We start from the raw sequence: 17,919 nt of genomic DNA on the forward strand, positions 1-17,919 counted from the left end.
GACGAAGAGGCGCCGATCTTCCAGGTCGCGGACTACGGCCTGGTCGCGGATCTCTTCACCGCCGTCCCGGAGCTGACCGAAAAGCTGTGAGGCACGGTGGGGTGAAACCCCGCCCTACGGAAGGACGAAAGGCCCGTGCCGATGCGCGGGCCTTTTTCGTCCGGCAGGGGTCAGAATGGCCGTCGGCGCACCATCTCGGTCACTTCGCCGGTCATGGCCACCACCCCGTCCGCGCGTTTCAGGACGACACGGTCGGTGACGATACCCACGTCCGGGCGCGAGGTACTGCCGCGCAGGGCGATGGTTTCCCACTCGGCCCGCACGGTCGTTCCGATGGGGACGGGGGCTACGAAGCGCGTGTTGTTCCAGCCCAGCAGCGCCACCCCGGTGCCATCGAGATAGCCGGCCCGCACCATCAGCCCGTGCGCGATCACGAGGTTCAGCATCCCATGTGCAATCCGCCCGCCGAAAATCGACTCGGCGGCATAGGTCTCACTTGTGTGCAATTCGGCGTTGTCGCCGGTCAGGCCCGCGAAGGTCCCGACATCATGTTCGGTAATTGTCCGCGACGCCGATCGACCCTGCGCCCCGATCTCGAGGTCTTCGAACCAGTACAATCGAGCCCTGTATTCACCATCCATGGTCGCCTCCCTTGCGCGTCATGCAAAAATAGTTTGCTAGCGTACGAAAAGCAAGCGTGCAGGTGCCGACCTGAGGGCATCAAAGGCGATTCTGCTGCTGCGGGCCGGTTGCGGCCTAGACGGAACCCTCGCCCGTCCCGTATCCCTAGCCGTTCTTGCGGCGGCGCGCCTCGCTGACAATGCCCCGCCCGATGATGAGCCGCTGAATCTCGGAGGGCCCCTCGGCGCTCACCAGGGATAGGGCGTCACGGTAGAGCCGTTCGATCTCGGACCCCTTGGAATACCCGTTCGACCCGTGAATGCGGAAGGCTTCCTCGGCGATCTCGACGGCCGCATCCGAGGCATAGAGCTTTGCGATCCCGGCCGCGCGGTCCGAGCGTTCACCGCGCATCCGCGCCGCGGCCGCCGCCTCGATCAGGCACCGCGACGCCTCGATCTTCACGGCCATGTCGGCCAGCTTGAACTGGATCGCCTGGTGGTCCGCGATGGGCTGTCCGAAGGTCTCGCGGTCAAGCGCGTAGTCCACGGCCACCTCCATGCAGCGCCGCGCGACGCCAAGACAGATGGAGGAGGCTCCGATCCGCCCGGTTTCCATCGCGGCGAGCATCTGCGTGAAACCCTGGCCGACTCCCGCGCCTTCTCCGAGCACCCGCTCGGAGGGGCAGTGGTAATCGGTCAGCACCATGTCCGTCGTCTCCACCCCGCGATCGCCCATCTTGTCGATGATCTCGGGAATGTCCACGCCGGCATACGGGCTTGATCCGACCCGGGCGAACGGCTCCTTCTCGACGATGAAACAGGTCATGCCCCTGTGAGCCGGCCGCGCATCGGGATCGGACCTGGCCAATGTGAAGACCACGTTGGCCGCGAGACCGTTGGTGATCCACCGCTTGCGCCCGTTCAGGCGATATCCGCCGTCGGGCTGCGCCTCTGCGCGGGTGGTGATCGCCTGCACATCCGATCCGGCGTGCGGCTCGCTGAGCGCAAAGGCCCCGCGCAATTCGCCAGTTGCGAGACGTGGCAGAAGGGCGGCCTTCTGCGCCTCGGTTCCCGCCGTTGAGACCAGTGTACAGCAAAGCACATGGGGGTTGAGGATGCCGGCTGCCGACACCCATCCGCGCGCCAATTCTTCGATGATCCTGCCATGGGTGATCAGATCGAGCCCCAGGCCGCCATGGTCCCTGGCGATCAACGTGCCGAAGAGACCCAGCGATTTCATCTCGCGCACCGCCTCGTCGGAGATCGCGTCTTCCGAGGCAAACTCCCCCAGAAGACGCCGCTCCACGAAGGTTCGGGTTGCCTCCAGAGTACCGTGTTCGTTCATGTTGCCTCCTCCCGGCCGTGGCCGCGCAACGGTCACAATAAAGGTATGCTTGCGTACCATCACCTTTCGTATTATTCCTGTCCCGAGCGCCACATGCAAGCTGTCGGGGAGGAACTGATGGGGATCGCACTTGTCACCGGAGGTGCCAGCGGCATTGGCCGCGCCACCAGCGAGCTTCTCGCAGAGCGGGGGGATCACGTGGTGATTGCCGATCTCAGCGATGCGACCGAGGCTGTGCAGTCCATTCGCGCGGCCGGCGGCTCGGCCGAATCGGTCATGACGGACGTGTCAGACCCTGCGGATGTCGACCGCCTGATGACGCATATCCGTTCCACGCATGGACGGCTCGACGCCGCCCTGAATGCAGCCGGTTACGAGGGGCCGATCGGTGCGTTCACCGAGCGCACGGTCGATGAAATGAACCGCGTGCTGGCGATCAACGTTCTGGGCACGATGCTGTGCATGCAGGGCGAGATCGCGTTGATGTCCGGTGGCGGGTCGATCGTCAACATCGGATCGGTCGCCGGGATTCGCGGCATGAAGCGGCTCTCGCTCTATTCGGCGGCGAAACATGGGGTCATCGGGCTTACCCGCGCGGTGGCGCTGGAACAGGCCGCCCGTGGCATTCGCATCAACGCGGTATGTCCCGGCGGGATCGACACGCCGATGCTGGCGAAACTTGCGCGCTATGCCGATCCGGACCGTTCGCCCGAAGAGGTGCTTGGCGGCGCGCATCCGATGCGGCGACTGGGGCAACCGCGCGAGGTGGCGACGGTGATCGCGACGCTTCTGTCCCCAGAGGCCGGCTTTATCACCGGCACCGCCATTCCCGTGGACGGAGGGGTCACGGCGCAATAGGGCAACCTGTGCAGGGCGCGCAGATGGGAGGAGACGATGCAACTCACGAACCTGCTGCGACGCTGCCTGCAGACGAACCCGGACGGTATCGCCGTGATCGAACGCGGGGTCGGCAGGACTTGGCGCGACACCGCCGATACCATCGCCCGCGCCGGTCGGTTCCTGATTACGCAGGGGGTGGCGCCCGGCGACCGCGTGGCGGTGCTTGCCCTGAACTCCACCACCTTCTTCGACTGGCTGTTTGCCGTGCCCTGGGTCGGGGCGGCGATCGTGCCGTTGAACACCCGCTGGTCCCTGGAAGAACTTGTCCATGCCTTGCGCGATTGCGGGGCGCAGGTCCTTGCCGTCGATCACCATTTCGCGGACCTGGCTCAGGGATTGAGGCGCGAGATCCCGGGTCTGACCCTCGTCCACACCGGGCACGGGCCCTGCCCCGTGGGGATGGAGGACTATGCCGCGCAGTTGCCGGACCTTGCGCCCGCCGATGAATGGCCCGGTGGCGAGGATGCCCTTTGGGGCATTCTCTACACCGGCGGAACGACGGGCCATCCGAAAGGTGTGATGCTGAGCCACCGCAACCTCTTCATCTCGGCCATGTTCTGGATGATCGGCGGCGGGATCGGGCGCAGCACCCGCTACCTTCACATTGCCGGGTTCTTCCACATCGTCTCTACCATGCCCGTCTTTGCGGTCACGATGACGGGTGGCACACATGTCATCGAGGACAAGTTCGAACCGGTCGCCACCATGCGGGCCATCGAGCGGGAACGGACCAATTTCGCGACCTTCGTGCCCACCATGCTGTCGATGATGCTCAATCATCCCCGGTTCGGAGAGTTCGATCTGACGAGCATGGGCAGGTGCATCTATGGCGGCTCTCCGATTCCGGACATTCTTATCGAGGGGATGATCGACAATCTGCCGACCTGGGAATTCATCCAGGGCTATGGGCAAACCGAGACGACCGGCATCCTGACGACGCTGCCCTGGGCCGATCACTTCGGCGAAGGGGAGGCCAACAAGCGGACGGCAACCGGCCGACCGATTCCCGGCGTGACACTGAGGTTGGTGGACGAGACCGGGCGGGACACGCCGCTTGGCGAAACCGGTGAAATCGTCGTCCGGGGCGGAAACGTAATGCTTGGCTACTGGAACAACCCCGGTGCCACGGCCGACACGATCCGCGATGGCTGGCTCCATACCGGCGACCTGGCCCGGATGGACGCGCGCGGTTTCCTGACCATCGTCGGGCGCAGCAAGGACATGATTGTCACCGGCGGCGAGAATGTCTTTTCGACCGAGGTGGAGAATGCCGTGACACGGCATCCGGCAGTGCAGGATTGCGCGGTCTTCGGCATTCCAAGCAAGGAATGGGGCGAAAGTGTTCACGCGGTCGTCATTCTGAAGGCCGGGCACGACGCCCGCGCCGAAGACATCATGGCGTTCTGCCGCGACAGGATTGCCGGGTACAAATGCCCCCGCAGCCTGTCCTTCACCGACGCGTTCCCGATGTCTGCCGCCGGCAAGGTGCAAAAGGGCGTTCTGCGCGCGCCCTATTGGCAGGGACACGAAAAGCAGGTTGGGTGATCGCGTACGCGCGCCCAAGGTGAATTCCGCTTACCAGAGGGTCAATGGCCCCTTGCCCCACAATAGAGCGATGAATTGCACGCTGTCCCTCTCGAAAAATCTTGACTGGTGAGTGACCCTCATAATACGCTAGATTATGATTAGCTACATTGGTTTTGTCGTCGGAGGACTGGGACGGCACGCCGGTGTTCAATGTCAGGGAGGACATCATGAAGAACTTCGAGACACTCGGAAAGACTCTCGCCCTCGGCGCGCTCGCCGTCGGCATGAGCACCGTTTCGGCCTTTGCCAAGGACGTGACGATCCGCTATTCCAACTGGCTGCCTTCGGGCTATTACCTGCATGACAAGGTGTTCCTGCCGTTCATGGAAGAGGTCGAGCAGGTCACCGAGGGCCGCGTGACGTTCGAGATCGCGCCCAAGTTCATCGGCTCGGTCGTTGGATCCTACGACGTGGTCGTGGACGGGCTGGCCGATGCCGCCGTGATCGTGCCGTCCTACACCACCGGCCGCTTCGTTCCTGCCGAAGGCGTGGAACTGCCCTGGCTCGGCGACGACTTCATGGGGCGCTCGGTCGCCAGCTGGCGCGCCTACGAGAACTTCATGAAGCCGGCCGGGGTCTTTGGCGACGTCAAGGTTCTGGCCTATATCGGCACGCCGACGGCACATATCTTTACCAAGGACAGGGCCATCGGGTCGGTCGAGGATCTGTCGGGCGTCAAGCTCCGCAGCCCGGGCCAGATGGGTGGCCAGTTCATCGAGATGGTCGGCGCCTCGCCCGTGTCCAAGCCGATCTCGGAGGTGTACGAACTGATGTCCGGCGGTGTGATCGACGGGATCGTGACCAATGCCTCGGCGATCGCCGGGTTCAAGCTCGACGAGGTGGCGAACGAATATTACCACGTCACCGGCGGGATCGTGCAGACCGTGACGATGGTCGCGATGAACCTTGACACCTGGAACAGCATCAGCCCCGAGGACCAGGCCGCGATCGACGCCATCGCGGGCGAGGCGATCTCGCGCACGGCGGGAACCCAGAACAGGATCGCCGAAGAGACCGCGATGGCCAAGCTGGCAGAATCCGGCATCGAGCCGATCTACCTCTCGGACGACATGCTTGCCCGCATGAAGGACATGACGGCGCCGATCACCGCGGACTGGATTGCCCGCGCCAAGGAGGCCGGGCTCGACGATCCGCAGGCCATGCTGGACGCCTATGCCAAGGACTACGCCGAAACCAGCAGCGGCAGCTGAGCCACTGCCAGGTAATCTGCTGCGCGGCTCCGCTGCGGGCCGCGCAGCATGCGATGCTCCGAAAGAACGGGGCAGGCATGCGAATGATCCAACAAGGGCAGTGCGATGCGCAAATTTTCAGAACAGGCGCTCGAGGCATTGTCGGCCGCAGCGCTGGTTTTCCTGATGCTTCTGGTCGTGGTCGATGTCGGGATGCGCGACTTTCTGCACCGTCCGCTTCTGGCCGGGACCGAGCTGACCGAACTCGCCATGGGGTTCATGGCCTTCGCGGCGGTGCCGCTGCTGACGCTGCGCGGCAAGCACATCAATGTCGAACTCTTCCGGACTGCGCCGGGCACGCTGGCAAACAGCCTGCAACGGATCGTCGAGAACGGGATCGGCCTGGTGATCTACGGTGTGATGATCGCGCAGATCAAGGTCTTTGCCGACCGCACGGCGCGCTCTGGCGAAAACCTGTCCGAACTCGGCCTGGGCATGACCTGGGTCTGGTGGGGCATGTTCGTGTTTACCGTCCTGCTTCTGCTCGCATGCCTTGTCGTCATCGTTGACGAAATCATCGCCATCGCGCGCCGCGGCCGGGGGGTGGCCCGATGATCGCCGCGCTTGCCGCGTTCGGCGCGGCCCTCATCCTGATCCTCGCCCGCATCCCGATCGCGCTTGGCCTTGGCATCGTCGGCTTTATCGGGCTGTATGCCGAACTGGGCTGGCGCCCGGCACGCACGGTCGCGGGCCTCGCCATCGAAGGGTCGACGATGGCCTATTCGCTGTCGGTCCTGCCACTTTTCGTCCTGATGGGCAGCCTCGTCGCGGGCGCGGGCATCTCGGGCAAGCTCTTCACCACCGCGCAGGCGTTCCTGGGCCACCGCAAGGGCGGGCTGGCAAACGCCACGATCGTGGCCTGCGGCGGGTTCGGCGCGATCTGCGGGTCGAGCGTCGCGACGGCGGCAACCATGTCGCGCATCGCGATTCCCTCGATGCGCAAGTACGGCTACCGCGATTCCCTCACCGCCGGGACGCTGGCCGCGGGCGGCACGCTGGGCATCCTGATTCCGCCAAGCGTCGTCATGATCGTCTACGCGGTCGCGACCCAGTCCCATATCGGCAAGCTCTTTGCGGCCGGCGTGATCCCCGGCGTGATCGGCGTGCTGGGCTACATGGCGGCGATCCGCTGGAGCGTCTGGCGCGACCCGGAGGCTCACGCGGACACACCGCGCGTCAGCTGGGGCGAACGGATGCGCGCGCTGAAATCGGTCTGGCAGGTGGTGCTGCTGTTCGGCCTCGTGATGGGCGGCATCTACTCGGGCTTTTTCACCGCGACCGAAGCGGCCGGGATCGGCGCGTTCGGCGCGTTGCTTCTGGCCATCTTCAGCAAGGGGCTGGGGTGGCGCGGCATCTGGCAGATCGTCGTGGACAGCGCACTGGTTTCGACGAGCATGTTCTTCATCCTCTTCGGCGCTTCGATCTTTGTCGAATTCATCAACCTGACCGGCATCCATACCTACCTCAATGACCTGGTGACCAATTCGGGCATGGCGCCGATCACGATCATCTTCGTCATGGTCGGGATCTACATTCTGCTGGGATGTTTCCTCGAGAGTATCTCGATGATCCTGATCACCATCCCGGTCTTCTTCCCGATCGTCACCGCGCTGGGGTTCGACCCGATCTGGTTCGGCCTGATCGTGGTGGTCGCCTGCGAGATCGGACTCATCACACCTCCGATCGGGATCAACCTGTTCGTCATCCAGACGATGCAGCCCGACATCCGCATCCAGACGGTGTTCCGGGGCGTGGTGCCGTTCATCATCGCGGACATCATTCGCGTCTCGCTTCTGATCCTGGCCCCGGCCCTGGTGCTCTGGCTCCCGAACCTGCTGTTCTGACGGACACGCGGAAAGAGCGGCCCGAAGGCCGCTCTTTCCTGCAGTCCAATCCTGTCGTCGGGGGCGGTGCTCGCTAGCCTTGGGTCATCGCGATATCCATGCCCCGTGCGGCATAGGCGATGGCCAGCTTGCGGCCCACTGCGGCACTGTCGGGCAGGGTGGAGTTTCCCTGTTCGCCACGCACCGCGACGCCGGCCGACCCGACCGCCCCGCGGAACATCGCGAAGACCCGGTGCACATCGCCCATGCGCTCGTCCGATCCGGCTGCGGCATAATAGGTCTCGAGGTAGTCCGCCTCGGCCGGGATTCCCAGCGCCTCCAGGTCCAGCCCGACAAGGCCGCCGTTCTCGTCCGGCGCCATGTACCAGGCCTGCGTGTTGAACGCGGCATCCACAAGCGGATGGCCCAGCGTCGACAGCTCCCAGTCCAGCACGCCGATCACGCGCGGTTCGGTCGGGTGGAACATCAGGTTCCCGATCCGGCAGTCTCCGTGGCACAAGGCCAGGGTCTCGCTGTCGGGAATGCGCGGCTCAAGCCATGCGATCAGCCGGTCGATATCGGGGATGTCATCGGGCCCCTTGCTGTAGTGCTGCCAGAGCTGTGACCAGCGGCCAAGTTGCCGGCGGAAGAAGTTGCCTTCGCGCCCGTAGTCGGCCAGGCCCGCGCTCGCGATGTCCAGGCGGTGAATCCGGCCCATCACCTCCGCCATGCTGGCAAAAAGCGCGCCGCGTTCCCCGGGGTCGAGGCCCGGCGTCGCGTAGGTTTCGAACACCCGCCCCTCAAGCCATTCCATCAGGTAGAACGGCGTGCCAAGCAGGCTGTCGTCCTCGTGGTAGTGATAGAGCTCGGGCACCGGAACGTCCGTTTGCGCCAGCGCCCCCATCACCCGGTATTCCCGGTCGATGGCATGGGCGGATTTGGCAAGCTGGCCCCGAGGCTTCTTGCGCAGCACCGCCCGCCAGTCGTCCGCGGTCACGAAATAGGTCGGGTTGGACATCCCGCCCTGGGTCGGCTTGATGGTCAGTTCGACCACGGGCCGACCGAGGAAGTCCGAAAGGAACCGGCGCAGCGCCTCGGGATCGAAGTCGAGCGCTTCGGTCATGACGCCCCGCGCCCGAACCCGAAGAGCTTGTGCGCGATCCGACGTTTCTGCACCTCTTCCGACCCTTCGGTGATCTTGTAGCGCCGGTGGTGGCGATAGATGTGTTCGAACGGCTTGTGCCGGGAATACCCGAGCCCGCCATGCACCTGCATCGCGAAATCGGCGGCGCGGCAGACCAGGTTGTTGGCCATGAAGTTGCAGATCGACACCTCGTCGGTGATCTCTGCGGGTGGCTGGCGGTCCATCTTCCAGGCGGTGCGGAAGATGTAGGTCCGCGCCAGCTCGCATTCTGCGTAAAGCTCGGCCAGCGGGAACTGGATCGCCTGACGCGTGGCAAGGCTGTCGCCGAACAGGACCCGCTCCTTGGCGTATTTCACCGCTTCGGCGATGCAGTAGCGCGCGGCCCCCGCGCTGCCCGCCGCCTGCCGGATGCGGTTCTCGTGGATGAACATCATCGCGATCTCGAGGCCCCGCCCTTCTTCGTGCAGGATGGCGCTGTCCGGCACCCGGCAATCGACCAGGTCCACGTCGGCGTGGTCTGTCGGCATGTTGAAGGTCCAGAGGTTGCGCACCCAGTTGTGACCGGGCGTGTCGGTGGGCACGATGAAGGCCGTGATGCCCTTGCTCTCTCCATCCTTGCCGCTGGTGCGTGCGAACACGAGATTGGAATGCGCGCGACCGACCTGGCTGTTCCAGCGCTTCTGACCGTTGATGACCCAGTGGTCGCCGTCCCGGACCGCCCGTGTTTCCATCCAGGTTGCGTCAGAGCCGTGGCCGGGTTCGGTCAGGGCGAACGACAGGTGCTTGGTCCCCGTGATGATCCCTTCGATGAACGACTTCTGCTCTTCGCTGCCGTAGCGCGCGATGGCGGGCACGATGGGGAAGTTGCCGACGATCGAATTCTCGTCCTGCAGGTCGTTGTGCAATCCCAGCCCCCGAGCCGCGAGATGCTCGCGCACGGCCGCGTTCATCAGGTTGCCGGCGGCCTGGCCACCACAGTTTTCCGGCAGGCAGAGACGAAGATGCCCGGCCTTGTCGGCACGTCGCTCCATCTCGGACAGCAGGTCGCGCCATGCCTGGGCGGGCGCTCCGTCCTGCTCCCAGTCGGTGCGCGAATATTCGCGCCGATGATCGAAGAACTGCGGATTCGCCTCCTCCAGAGGTTTGATTTCGGCCTCGATGAAGGCATCGAGCTCGGCGAGCTTGTCGGTAATCGTCTTGGGCAGGTCGAAATCCATGCCGTCTCCTCCACTTGTGCTCCGGACCGCGTCATCAGTGATGGCGGCGGGCCAGCTTTCCTCTCGAGGCAAGTTTACCGTAAGGAAGCACAAAGTAAACTAGCGTTCTAATTTTTTGGCGGTGAGGACCCGGTCGAGGTGAAATGGTCTCACTTCGGGCAGGATACCGTGCGCTTGATTAAAGTAAACTAGCGTTCTAACTTGGATGAGCAGGGATCACTTCGGCGCAGCCGGATGCCGGAGGGCTCGCATCGGGAGGGGAGGCCCGTGCGATGGACGACTACCGCCAAAGAACGCTCGACACTTCATACTGGCCTGCCTGGGACGGCCCGCCGCTTCGGGTCACGACGCTGGGTGACGCGTTGCGCGACATGGCCAGGCAGGCGCCTGACCGGCTCGCACTGGTCGAGGAGCTTGCAGAAGGCGATGGCCGCAGCTGGACCTACGCCAAGCTGGCCGCCGACGCCCAGGCCTGTGCCCAGGCGCTTCTTGTCCGGTTCAAACCGGGAGAGCGTGTCGCGTTCTGGGCGCACAACCTGCCCGAATGGATCGTCGGTCTTTACGGCTGCGCCATGGCTGGAATCACGCTGGTCACGGTGAACCCGGCTTACAAGGCGCGTGAACTGGCCTATGTCCTGGGCAAGTCGCAGGCGGCCGGGCTGTTCGTGAACACCGACTACCGCGGACATGACCTTGTCGCCACGGCCCGCGCCGTCGCCAAGGACCTTCCGGCGCTGCGCGAAATCATCCCGCTCGATACCTTCTCCGCCTTCCTGCGCGAAGGGCAGGGGGGCGCCTTGCCCGATGTGGCGCCGACCGATCCCGCCGTCATCATGTTCACTTCGGGCACGACGGGCGCGCAGAAAGGGGTGATCTTCACCCACATGGGTGTCGCGAACATGGCGCGCTACACCCAGGCGCGCGCCGGCCTCGAGGAAGGGGGCGTGTTCGTGAACGCCATGCCCATGTTCCACATCGGATCGATGGGTCACGCGGGAATCGGCACCGTGATGCTGGGCGCGACTCACGTGTTGGTCCCGGAATGGAATCCCGTTGCCTTCATGCGCGCGGTCGAACGGCACGGCGGGACCTATTCGTTGCTTGTCCCGGTGATGATCGAGCAGCTGCTCGCGCATCCGGATCGCGAGTCGTACAACCTGTCCACGCTCAAGAGCCTGACCTCCGGCGCTTCCGTCGTCGAAGCGCAGCTCATCCGGCGGATCTGGAGCAGTCTCGGCGCCACGATATCGAACATCTACGGCCAGACCGAGATGCATGGCAGCATCACCGGAACGCATCCGGACGACTCGCCCGAGGACGCCGAACGCACGATCGGGCAACCTTTGCCGCATGTCGAATTGCGGGTGGCAGACCCCACGACAGGAGAAACGGTGCCCCTGAACACCCAGGGCGAGATCCAGTCGCGCGGCTACCAGAACATGATCGCCTATTTCGACATGGCCGAGGAAACGGCGGCGACCATCACGCCCGAGGGATGGCTGCGGTCCGGCGACCTTGGCGAGATGGACGCGCGCGGCTTCTTCAAGATCACGGGGCGGATCAAGGACATGATCATTCGCGGCGGCGAGAACATCTACCCGCGTGAGGTGGAAGAGGTGCTGATGGAAGCGGGTGGCCTGGCGACCGCAGCCGTGATCGGCATCTTCCACCCCGAATGGGGCGAGGAAGTGGGGGCCGTCCTGCAGCCCATGCCGGGTGTGACGCCGGACCCGGACGCTCTCTTTGCGCGATGCCGTGCCGAGCTGGCGCACTACAAGGCGCCGCGCCTTTGGTACGTGGTTGACCAGATGCCCATGACCGAAACCGGCAAGCTTCAGAAGTTCCGCCTTGTCGACGAGATCGCCTCGGGGCGTATCGCGCTGGTCAAGAGAACCTGAAATGAGTGACGCTTACCAAGATTATGGAAAGCTCTGCGGCAGCTCCTTCTGTGTCCTTAATTACATTGCCTCAAAATACTGTTTGACTGATGAGTGAAACTTAGTACGCTAGTGTTCTATATGGAGGGGGAGGGTGATATGCGCGATTGTCTCGCAAGGATGGAAGTGGCGGTATCCGCGCCCTTGACCTATGCCGCGCGGCTCAAGGAAAAGACCGGCAGGCCGGTGATCGGCATCCTCCCGATGCACTTTCCGGCAGAGCTTGCGCATGCGGCCGGGGCGATCCCGACACTCATTCAGGACGACCCCGAGCCGATCACGGTCGGCCAGTCGAGCGTGTTCAACTTCTACTGCGGCTACAACCGGTCGCTGACCGATCAGTTGTTGAGGGGCGCCTTTGACGGGCTGGACGCCATCCTCTTCGGTGATCACTGCGTGCAGCTGCTGGGCACGGCCGACGTGATTCGGGCCGAGCGGCCCGACCTGCCGATCCTGTTCAACCAGCTCTGCACCACGCTTGATGCCGGATGGGCCGCCCGCGAAACCCGCGGCACGTTCTCCCAGCTCTGGCAGGAACTCGAGGCCCTGACCGGACAGAGGATCACGACCGAGGCCGCCCGTGACTCGATCCGCATCTACAACCACAACCGGGCCCAGATCCGCGAGCTTTACGCATTGCGCCAGGCCGGGGCCATCGCCCTGTCCGCCCGTGACATGCAAACCGTGGTGAAATCGAGCATGGTGATGGACAAGTCCGAACACATCGCGCTGATGGATGGGATCTTTGCCGGCCTGCCCTCCGGCCCGGCTCAGGGCCTGCCGATCTACCTGTCGGGCCATATGTGTCACGCCCCCAAGCCCGCAATTCTCGACCTGATCGAAAGCTGCGGCGCCCATGTGGTGGGCGACGACCTGTTTACCGGCTGGCGCTACATCCATGCCGACATGGACGAAAGCGCCGACCCCGTGGAGGCGATGACGCGCTGGTACCTCGACAAGAACCGCCGCGTGCCCTGCCCGACGCGGGCCACGCGAGGCGGAGACTGGGAAACCTATCTGCTGGAGCGGATCGAATCGACCCGTGCACGGGGCCTGATCATCCTCATGGTCAAGTTCTGCGAGCCGCACATGTATTTCTATCCCGAGATCAAGGACGCCTTCGACGCGCGCGGTGTCCCCCATCTCCTGATCGAGACCGAGCACGACGACATGCCTCTCGAGGCGCTCAAGACGCGCGTGGAAACCTTTGTCGAGGTCGCCGGGCGCAAGGCCGCCCTGACCACCGCATGAAAGGAAATGACATGTCACCAGACACACTGACCGCTCAGACCAGGCCCATCTTCGGCAATGGCGAAAAGGCCAACAAGCTCGCCGCGACGAAATTCGGCGGCAAGCTTGTCTCGGAATACTGGGAGGGGGTCTTTCGCGCCAAGGAAGAGGGCAAGACCGTCGTCTGGTACAACGGCACCTATATTCCTCCGTTCTTCCATGCCCATGACCTTGTCTGGGTTCATGGTGAGGCATGGGCCGCGATGCTGGCGGCCCGGCATCGCGAGATCGGCGCGCAGGCGCGCGGGGACGCACGCGGCTACGACCGCGAATTGTGTTCCTATGCCCGCACGCATATCGGCCAGATGCTGATCGAGATGGACAAGCTGAAATCCGGCACCTCCGACCTCGACCCCGACGATCCGCGGATCGAGACGATGCTCAAGCTGCCGGCGCCGGACATGATCGTGAACGCCTATCCCTACTGCTCGTCCGGGCAGCAATGGGACGACATCACCTACCGGATGTTCGGCAAGAAGGTCCCGATGTTCACCATTCAGATCCCGCTGCTCTGGGGCGGACGGCCCGACGCGGGATACATGCAGGGCGAGGAATGGGAGCAGCGGTCGGACTACGTGGCCGAGCAGCTGATGGCCCTCACCGACTTCCTGGCCGAACACACCGGGCGGCCCTTCGATTTCGATCGGCTGTCCGACTCGATGTCCTACGTCAAGCGCGCTGCGGAACTGCGGCTCGAGGCGATGGACCTTTGCACTGCCACGCCGTCACCGGCCAGTTTCTTCGACTGGATCGTCTCCATCGCCCCGGTCAATTTCCTGCCGGGCGACCAGAACCTCGTCACCTATTTCGAGGGGGTCAAGGCCGAGATCGAGACGCGCATCGCCAATGGCGAAGGCGCGGTGAAGGACGAGAAGTATCGCCTGTTCTTCGACGGGATGATGAACTGGAACAAGGTCGGCTGGCTGGCGGACAAGTTTGCCTCGGTCAATGCCTGCGTGGTGGCGGGCCGCTATACCCACATGTCGTTCTGGCAGGAGCCGCAGCTGATCGACCTCGAGAACCCGGTGCGCGGCATGGCCCAGAACTACCTGATCTGCCCGAACAACCACGGCGCCCCGATCATGATCGGCGAGATCGAAAAGCTTTGCGACAAGTTCGATATCGACGGCGTGGTCTGCCATGCCAGCCGCACCTGCCGCGGGATGACGAATTCGCAGTTCCTGATCGCCGGATCGGCAAAGAAATACGGGCGACAGGCGATGTTCTTCGAAGGCGACGTGGCCGACGAGAGCTTTTACAAGGACGAGCTTCTGAACGTGCGCCTCGAGGCGATGATCGAAGCCATCGACGCAAGGAAGCGGGCCGCCTGAGATGGGCCGCAAGGGAGGACAAGATGAGCGACACACAGGCCCCAGGGGCATTTCCGATCACCGAGGCGCGGGTTCTTATCGCCGGCGGCACGGCGGGCGTGGGCTATGCCAGCGCACGCAAGCTCGCGTCGCTGGGCGCGCCGCAGATCACGCTGAACGGCCGCAATCCCGAACGTGGCGAAGCGGCCCGTGCGCGCCTGCAGGAGGAGTTCCCGGACTGCAAGGTCCACTACCAATCGGCAGACGTGGCGGACACGCAGGCAGTGGTGAACATGGTCAAGTCGACCGAAGAGGCGATGGGCGGCATCGACGTGCTGCTCATCTCGACCACCACGAGCCATCCCTATCCCGAGCTGTTCCACAATATCGACATCAACGACATCCAGTCGATGACCACGTCGCACATCCTGCCTTATTTCCTGCTGGCCCGCGCGGTCCATGACGGGATGAAGGCCCGCAATCGCGGCGCGATCATCAACATCGCCTCGGACGCGGGCAAGGCCGCGACACCGGGCGAGACGATCATCGGCGGCCTGATGGCCGGGATCATGATGTTCACCAGGACGCTGGCGATGGAGCTCAAGCGCTCCCATATCCGGGTGAACTGCATCACGCCCTCGATCATCGAGGACACCGACCTGCATGACGTCGTCATGGCGCGCGAATTCCCCCAGAAGCTGTTTTCCAAGGCCAAGAAGATGGCCAGCCTCGGCGTCGTCACCGCGGGCGAAATGGCCGAGCTGGTCGCGTTCCTTGCCGGGCCGGAGACGGCCAAGATGACCGGCCAGACCATCAGCCTCAACGGGGGGATCTCGGCAGCATGAGCTACACCTCTGTCTTTGCGCCCGGCCTCTTCGAGGGCCAGACCATCATCGTGACCGGCGGCGGGTCCGGCCTTGGCCGCTGCACCGCGCATGAGCTGGCCTACCTGGGCGCGCAGGTCGTCATTGTCGGGCGCAATCCCGACAAGCTTGATACCGTGGTCGGCGAGATCAACGAGGATGGCGGCAAGGTCGTCGCCATGCCCTGCGACATCCGTGACGAAACGCAGGTAATCGCGGTCATCGACCGCACGCTCGAGCAATTCGGCGCGCTGCACGGTCTCGTCAACAACGCGGGCGGCCAGTACCGGGCCGAGATGAAGACCCTGTCCACCAAGGGCTTCGAGGCGGTCGTCCGCAACAACTTGACCGGCGGCTTCATCTTCATGCGCGAGGCCTACACGCGCTGGATGGAGGAGCATGGCGGGGCCATCGTGAACATCACCGCCGACATGTGGCACGGCTGGCCCGAGTTCGCACATTCCGGCGCGGCGCGCGGCGGCATGCACACGCTGACCCAGACCGCCGCCTGCGAATGGGCCCATTCCGGGGTCCGGGTGAACAGCGTGGCGCCGGGCGGCATCGCCTCGTCGGGGTTCGACCAGTACGAGCCGCACATCACCAAGCGGCTGCTGGAATATGCCGACAAGGTCCCGTTGCCCCGCTACGGCACCGAGGCCGAGATCTCGGCCGCGATCGTGTTCCTGCTGTCGCCCGCGGCGGCCTACATCACCGGCACCTGCCTGCGGGTGGACGGCGGGGCGCCGAACGCACGCCAGACATGGACCGCCGATTACGAGCCGAAGAACATCCCCGAGTTCAACGGCTTTCACCGGTCTGTCATGCCGGAGGTGCTCAAGCGGCGAGACAAGACCTGACACCACGGCACGGGGGGCAAATGGGAGGAGAGACCATGACGCAAGCGCCATTCACGGAGAGTTATTTTCCGAAGTACGAAACCGGACCGCTGATCGAGAGCACGCTTGGCGACATGATGCTCAGGAACGCGGCCGAAGTGCCCGATCGCCTCGCACTGGTCGAGGGGATCGCCGATCCCGCCGCGCGCCGGCGCTGGACCTTTGCCGAGCTGGCCCATGATGCCCAGATGCTCGCCCGCGCCTTGCTCGAGCAGTTCGAGCCGGGAGACCGGATCGGTCTGCTTGCCCCGGAAACCCCGGAATGGGTGCTGTTCCAGCAGGCGCTGAGCTTTGCCGGCCTCGTGAACGTGCCGATCAACCCGGCATATACCGCGCGCGAGGTGGAATTCGTTCTCGCGACATCCGAAGCCGCCGGCGTGATCCATGCGGACGAGTCGCGCGGCAAGAACCTGGCCGCCATCGTCGAGACGGTGATGGACCGGCTGGATCACCTGCACACCGCGATCAACGTCGCCGAGATGGGCGCGATGATCTCGGGGGCCGACCCGGACCGGGCGCTGCCGGATCTGGACCCGGGCGACATGCTGCAGATCCAGTACACCTCGGGCACCACAGGGTTTCCCAAGGGCGCCTGCCTGCACCACCGGGGCGTCATCAACGCCGCGCATTTCATCGTCGAACGGGCCGACTTCCCGGTCGGCGGCATCTGGCTGAACACCATGCCGATGTTCCATGTCGGTGGCTCGATCGTGTCCGAGATCGGCGTCTATTCCCGGCAGGGGACCTTCATCCTCATGCCCGCCTTCGATCCGGCGCTGTTCCTGCAACTGATCGAAGAGGAAGGGGTGCAAAGCTCGCTGATCGTGCCCACCATGATCCTCGCGCTGCTGAACCATCCGGATTTCAAGACGCGCGACATGTCCACCTTCAACTCGATCCTGTCGGGCGCCGCGGCCGTGCCCGAGGCGCTGGTGAAGCGCGCCAAGGCCGAGTTCGGCGTGCAGTTCGCGATCATGTATGGCCAGACGGAATCGAACGGACCCTTCCTCGAGACCTTCACGAGCGACAGCGATGAGCTGCAGGCGACGACCATCGGCCGCCCGATCCCGCATGTCGAGGTGAAGGTGGTCGATCCGGTCACGCATGAGACCTTGCCGGTCGGTGCGATCGGCGAATGGTGGGTGCGCGGCTTCAACACGATGCTCGGGTACTACAACAAGCCCGAAGAGACCGCTGCCGCGCTCACGCCCGACGGGTGGCTGCGCACGGGCGACCTCGGGGCGATGGATGCGCAGGGGTATTTCCGGATCACGGGCCGGCTGAAGGAAATGATCATCCGCGGCGGCATGAACCTTTATCCGGCCGAGATCGAGAACGTGATCTTCGAACACGAGGCCGTGGGGCAGGTCGCGGTGATCGGCCTGCCGGACGAGACATGGGGCGAAACGGTCTGCGCCGTGGTCCAGGCCAAGGACATCGCCGCGCCGCCCGATTGCGCGGCACTCTGGAGCTACTGTCGCACGCGCCTGTCGCCGCAGAAGACACCCGAGCACTGGATCTTTGTCGAGCAGTTTCCGATGACGCCGACCGGCAAGATCCAGAAGAACGTGTTGCTCGAGATGTGCGCCGACGGCCGTCTTGCTCCGGCGGCCTGGAGCCGGCCGCAGCGGGATTCCCAGATCGCCTGAGACCGCGCAGCACTGCCGTCCAGCGAAACCAGGGCCGCCGTAGCTTACGGCGGCCTTTCTCGTGCCGGTGTCGGAAAGAAAACGGACC

16 protein-coding genes are annotated in these 17,919 nt (G+C 64.3%); 12 read left to right on the plus strand and 4 right to left on the minus strand.

Features of this window, described 5'->3' with window-relative positions:
* Nucleotides 1-90 (plus strand): electron transfer flavoprotein subunit alpha (locus tag MF270_RS17850; protein ID WP_238367281.1); only part of this gene is annotated, 90 nt, incomplete at its 5' end.
* A gap of 80 nt (nt 91-170) precedes the next feature.
* On the opposite strand, the gene MF270_RS17855 is transcribed toward MF270_RS17850, so the two are convergent.
* The gene (locus MF270_RS17855; protein WP_238367135.1) at nt 171-641 is read right to left on the minus strand and encodes a MaoC family dehydratase; all 471 of its coding nucleotides are present in this window, start codon (nt 639-641) and stop codon (nt 171-173) included.
* 145 nt (nt 642-786) lie between these two features.
* A complete protein-coding gene (locus tag MF270_RS17860; RefSeq protein ID WP_238367136.1) occupies nt 787-1,965 on the minus strand; it encodes an acyl-CoA dehydrogenase family protein in 1,179 nt (392 codons plus the stop codon).
* A gap of 117 nt (nt 1,966-2,082) precedes the next feature.
* Between MF270_RS17860 and MF270_RS17865 the strand changes: the two genes are divergently transcribed.
* The 5 genes from MF270_RS17865 (at nt 2,083) to MF270_RS17885 (ending at nt 7,546) form a co-directional block, all read left to right on the plus strand.
* Nucleotides 2,083-2,823: an SDR family NAD(P)-dependent oxidoreductase gene (locus tag MF270_RS17865; RefSeq protein ID WP_238367137.1), complete on the plus strand. Its 741-nt coding sequence runs from the start codon at nt 2,083-2,085 to the stop codon at nt 2,821-2,823.
* Nucleotides 2,824-2,859: 36 nt separating this feature from the next.
* The gene (locus MF270_RS17870) at nt 2,860-4,410 is read left to right on the plus strand and encodes a long-chain-fatty-acid--CoA ligase (protein ID WP_238367138.1); all 1,551 of its coding nucleotides are present in this window, start codon (nt 2,860-2,862) and stop codon (nt 4,408-4,410) included.
* Between the two features lie 209 nt (nt 4,411-4,619).
* Nucleotides 4,620-5,663: a TRAP transporter substrate-binding protein gene (locus MF270_RS17875; RefSeq protein ID WP_238367139.1), complete on the plus strand. Its 1,044-nt coding sequence runs from the start codon at nt 4,620-4,622 to the stop codon at nt 5,661-5,663.
* 105 nt (nt 5,664-5,768) lie between these two features.
* A complete protein-coding gene (locus MF270_RS17880) occupies nt 5,769-6,257 on the plus strand; it encodes a TRAP transporter small permease (protein WP_238367140.1) in 489 nt (162 codons plus the stop codon).
* Entirely contained in the window at nt 6,254-7,546 is a 1,293-nt protein-coding gene (locus tag MF270_RS17885) for a TRAP transporter large permease (RefSeq protein WP_238367141.1), read from the plus strand. Before MF270_RS17880 ends, MF270_RS17885 begins: the two co-directional genes overlap by 4 nt.
* A gap of 73 nt (nt 7,547-7,619) precedes the next feature.
* Here the strand turns inward: MF270_RS17885 and MF270_RS17890 are convergent, their stop codons facing one another.
* Both MF270_RS17890 and MF270_RS17895 read right to left on the minus strand, forming a co-directional pair.
* Nucleotides 7,620-8,648 carry a phosphotransferase family protein gene (locus MF270_RS17890; protein ID WP_238367142.1) on the minus strand — a complete coding sequence of 343 codons (1,029 nt, stop codon included), beginning with the start codon at nt 8,646-8,648 and terminating at the stop codon, nt 7,620-7,622.
* A complete protein-coding gene (locus MF270_RS17895) occupies nt 8,645-9,886 on the minus strand; it encodes an acyl-CoA dehydrogenase family protein (RefSeq protein WP_238367143.1) in 1,242 nt (413 codons plus the stop codon). The genes MF270_RS17890 and MF270_RS17895 overlap by 4 nt, the downstream gene beginning before the upstream one ends.
* 272 nt (nt 9,887-10,158) lie before the next feature.
* Here MF270_RS17895 and MF270_RS17900 point away from each other — a divergent pair, with 272 nt between their 5' ends.
* From MF270_RS17900 to MF270_RS17925, 6 genes are all read left to right on the plus strand, one after another.
* Nucleotides 10,159-11,784, plus strand: coding sequence for a class I adenylate-forming enzyme family protein (locus MF270_RS17900; protein ID WP_238367144.1), 1,626 nt, complete (start codon nt 10,159-10,161; stop codon nt 11,782-11,784).
* A 138-nt stretch (nt 11,785-11,922) separates the two neighbouring features.
* Complete coding sequence (locus MF270_RS17905) at nt 11,923-13,074, plus strand: 2-hydroxyacyl-CoA dehydratase subunit D (RefSeq protein WP_238367145.1); 1,152 nt, start codon at nt 11,923-11,925, stop codon at nt 13,072-13,074.
* 11 nt (nt 13,075-13,085) lie between these two features.
* Nucleotides 13,086-14,444, plus strand: coding sequence for a 2-hydroxyacyl-CoA dehydratase subunit D (locus tag MF270_RS17910; protein ID WP_238367146.1), 1,359 nt, complete (start codon nt 13,086-13,088; stop codon nt 14,442-14,444).
* Nucleotides 14,445-14,467: 23 nt separating this feature from the next.
* Nucleotides 14,468-15,268 (plus strand): SDR family NAD(P)-dependent oxidoreductase, encoded by an 801-nt coding sequence (locus tag MF270_RS17915; protein WP_238367147.1) that lies wholly within the window; start codon nt 14,468-14,470, stop codon nt 15,266-15,268.
* On the plus strand, nt 15,265-16,143 hold the full coding sequence (locus MF270_RS17920) for an SDR family oxidoreductase (protein WP_238367148.1): 879 nt from the start codon (nt 15,265-15,267) through the stop codon (nt 16,141-16,143). Before MF270_RS17915 ends, MF270_RS17920 begins: the two co-directional genes overlap by 4 nt.
* A gap of 35 nt (nt 16,144-16,178) precedes the next feature.
* Nucleotides 16,179-17,831 (plus strand): class I adenylate-forming enzyme family protein, encoded by a 1,653-nt coding sequence (locus tag MF270_RS17925; RefSeq protein WP_238367149.1) that lies wholly within the window; start codon nt 16,179-16,181, stop codon nt 17,829-17,831.
* Nucleotides 17,832-17,919: the final 88 nt, after the last annotated feature.

Origin of the sequence: Mesobacterium pallidum, assembly GCF_019966535.1 — a bacterium.
Classification (GTDB): domain Bacteria; phylum Pseudomonadota; class Alphaproteobacteria; order Rhodobacterales; family Rhodobacteraceae; genus Mesobacterium; species Mesobacterium pallidum.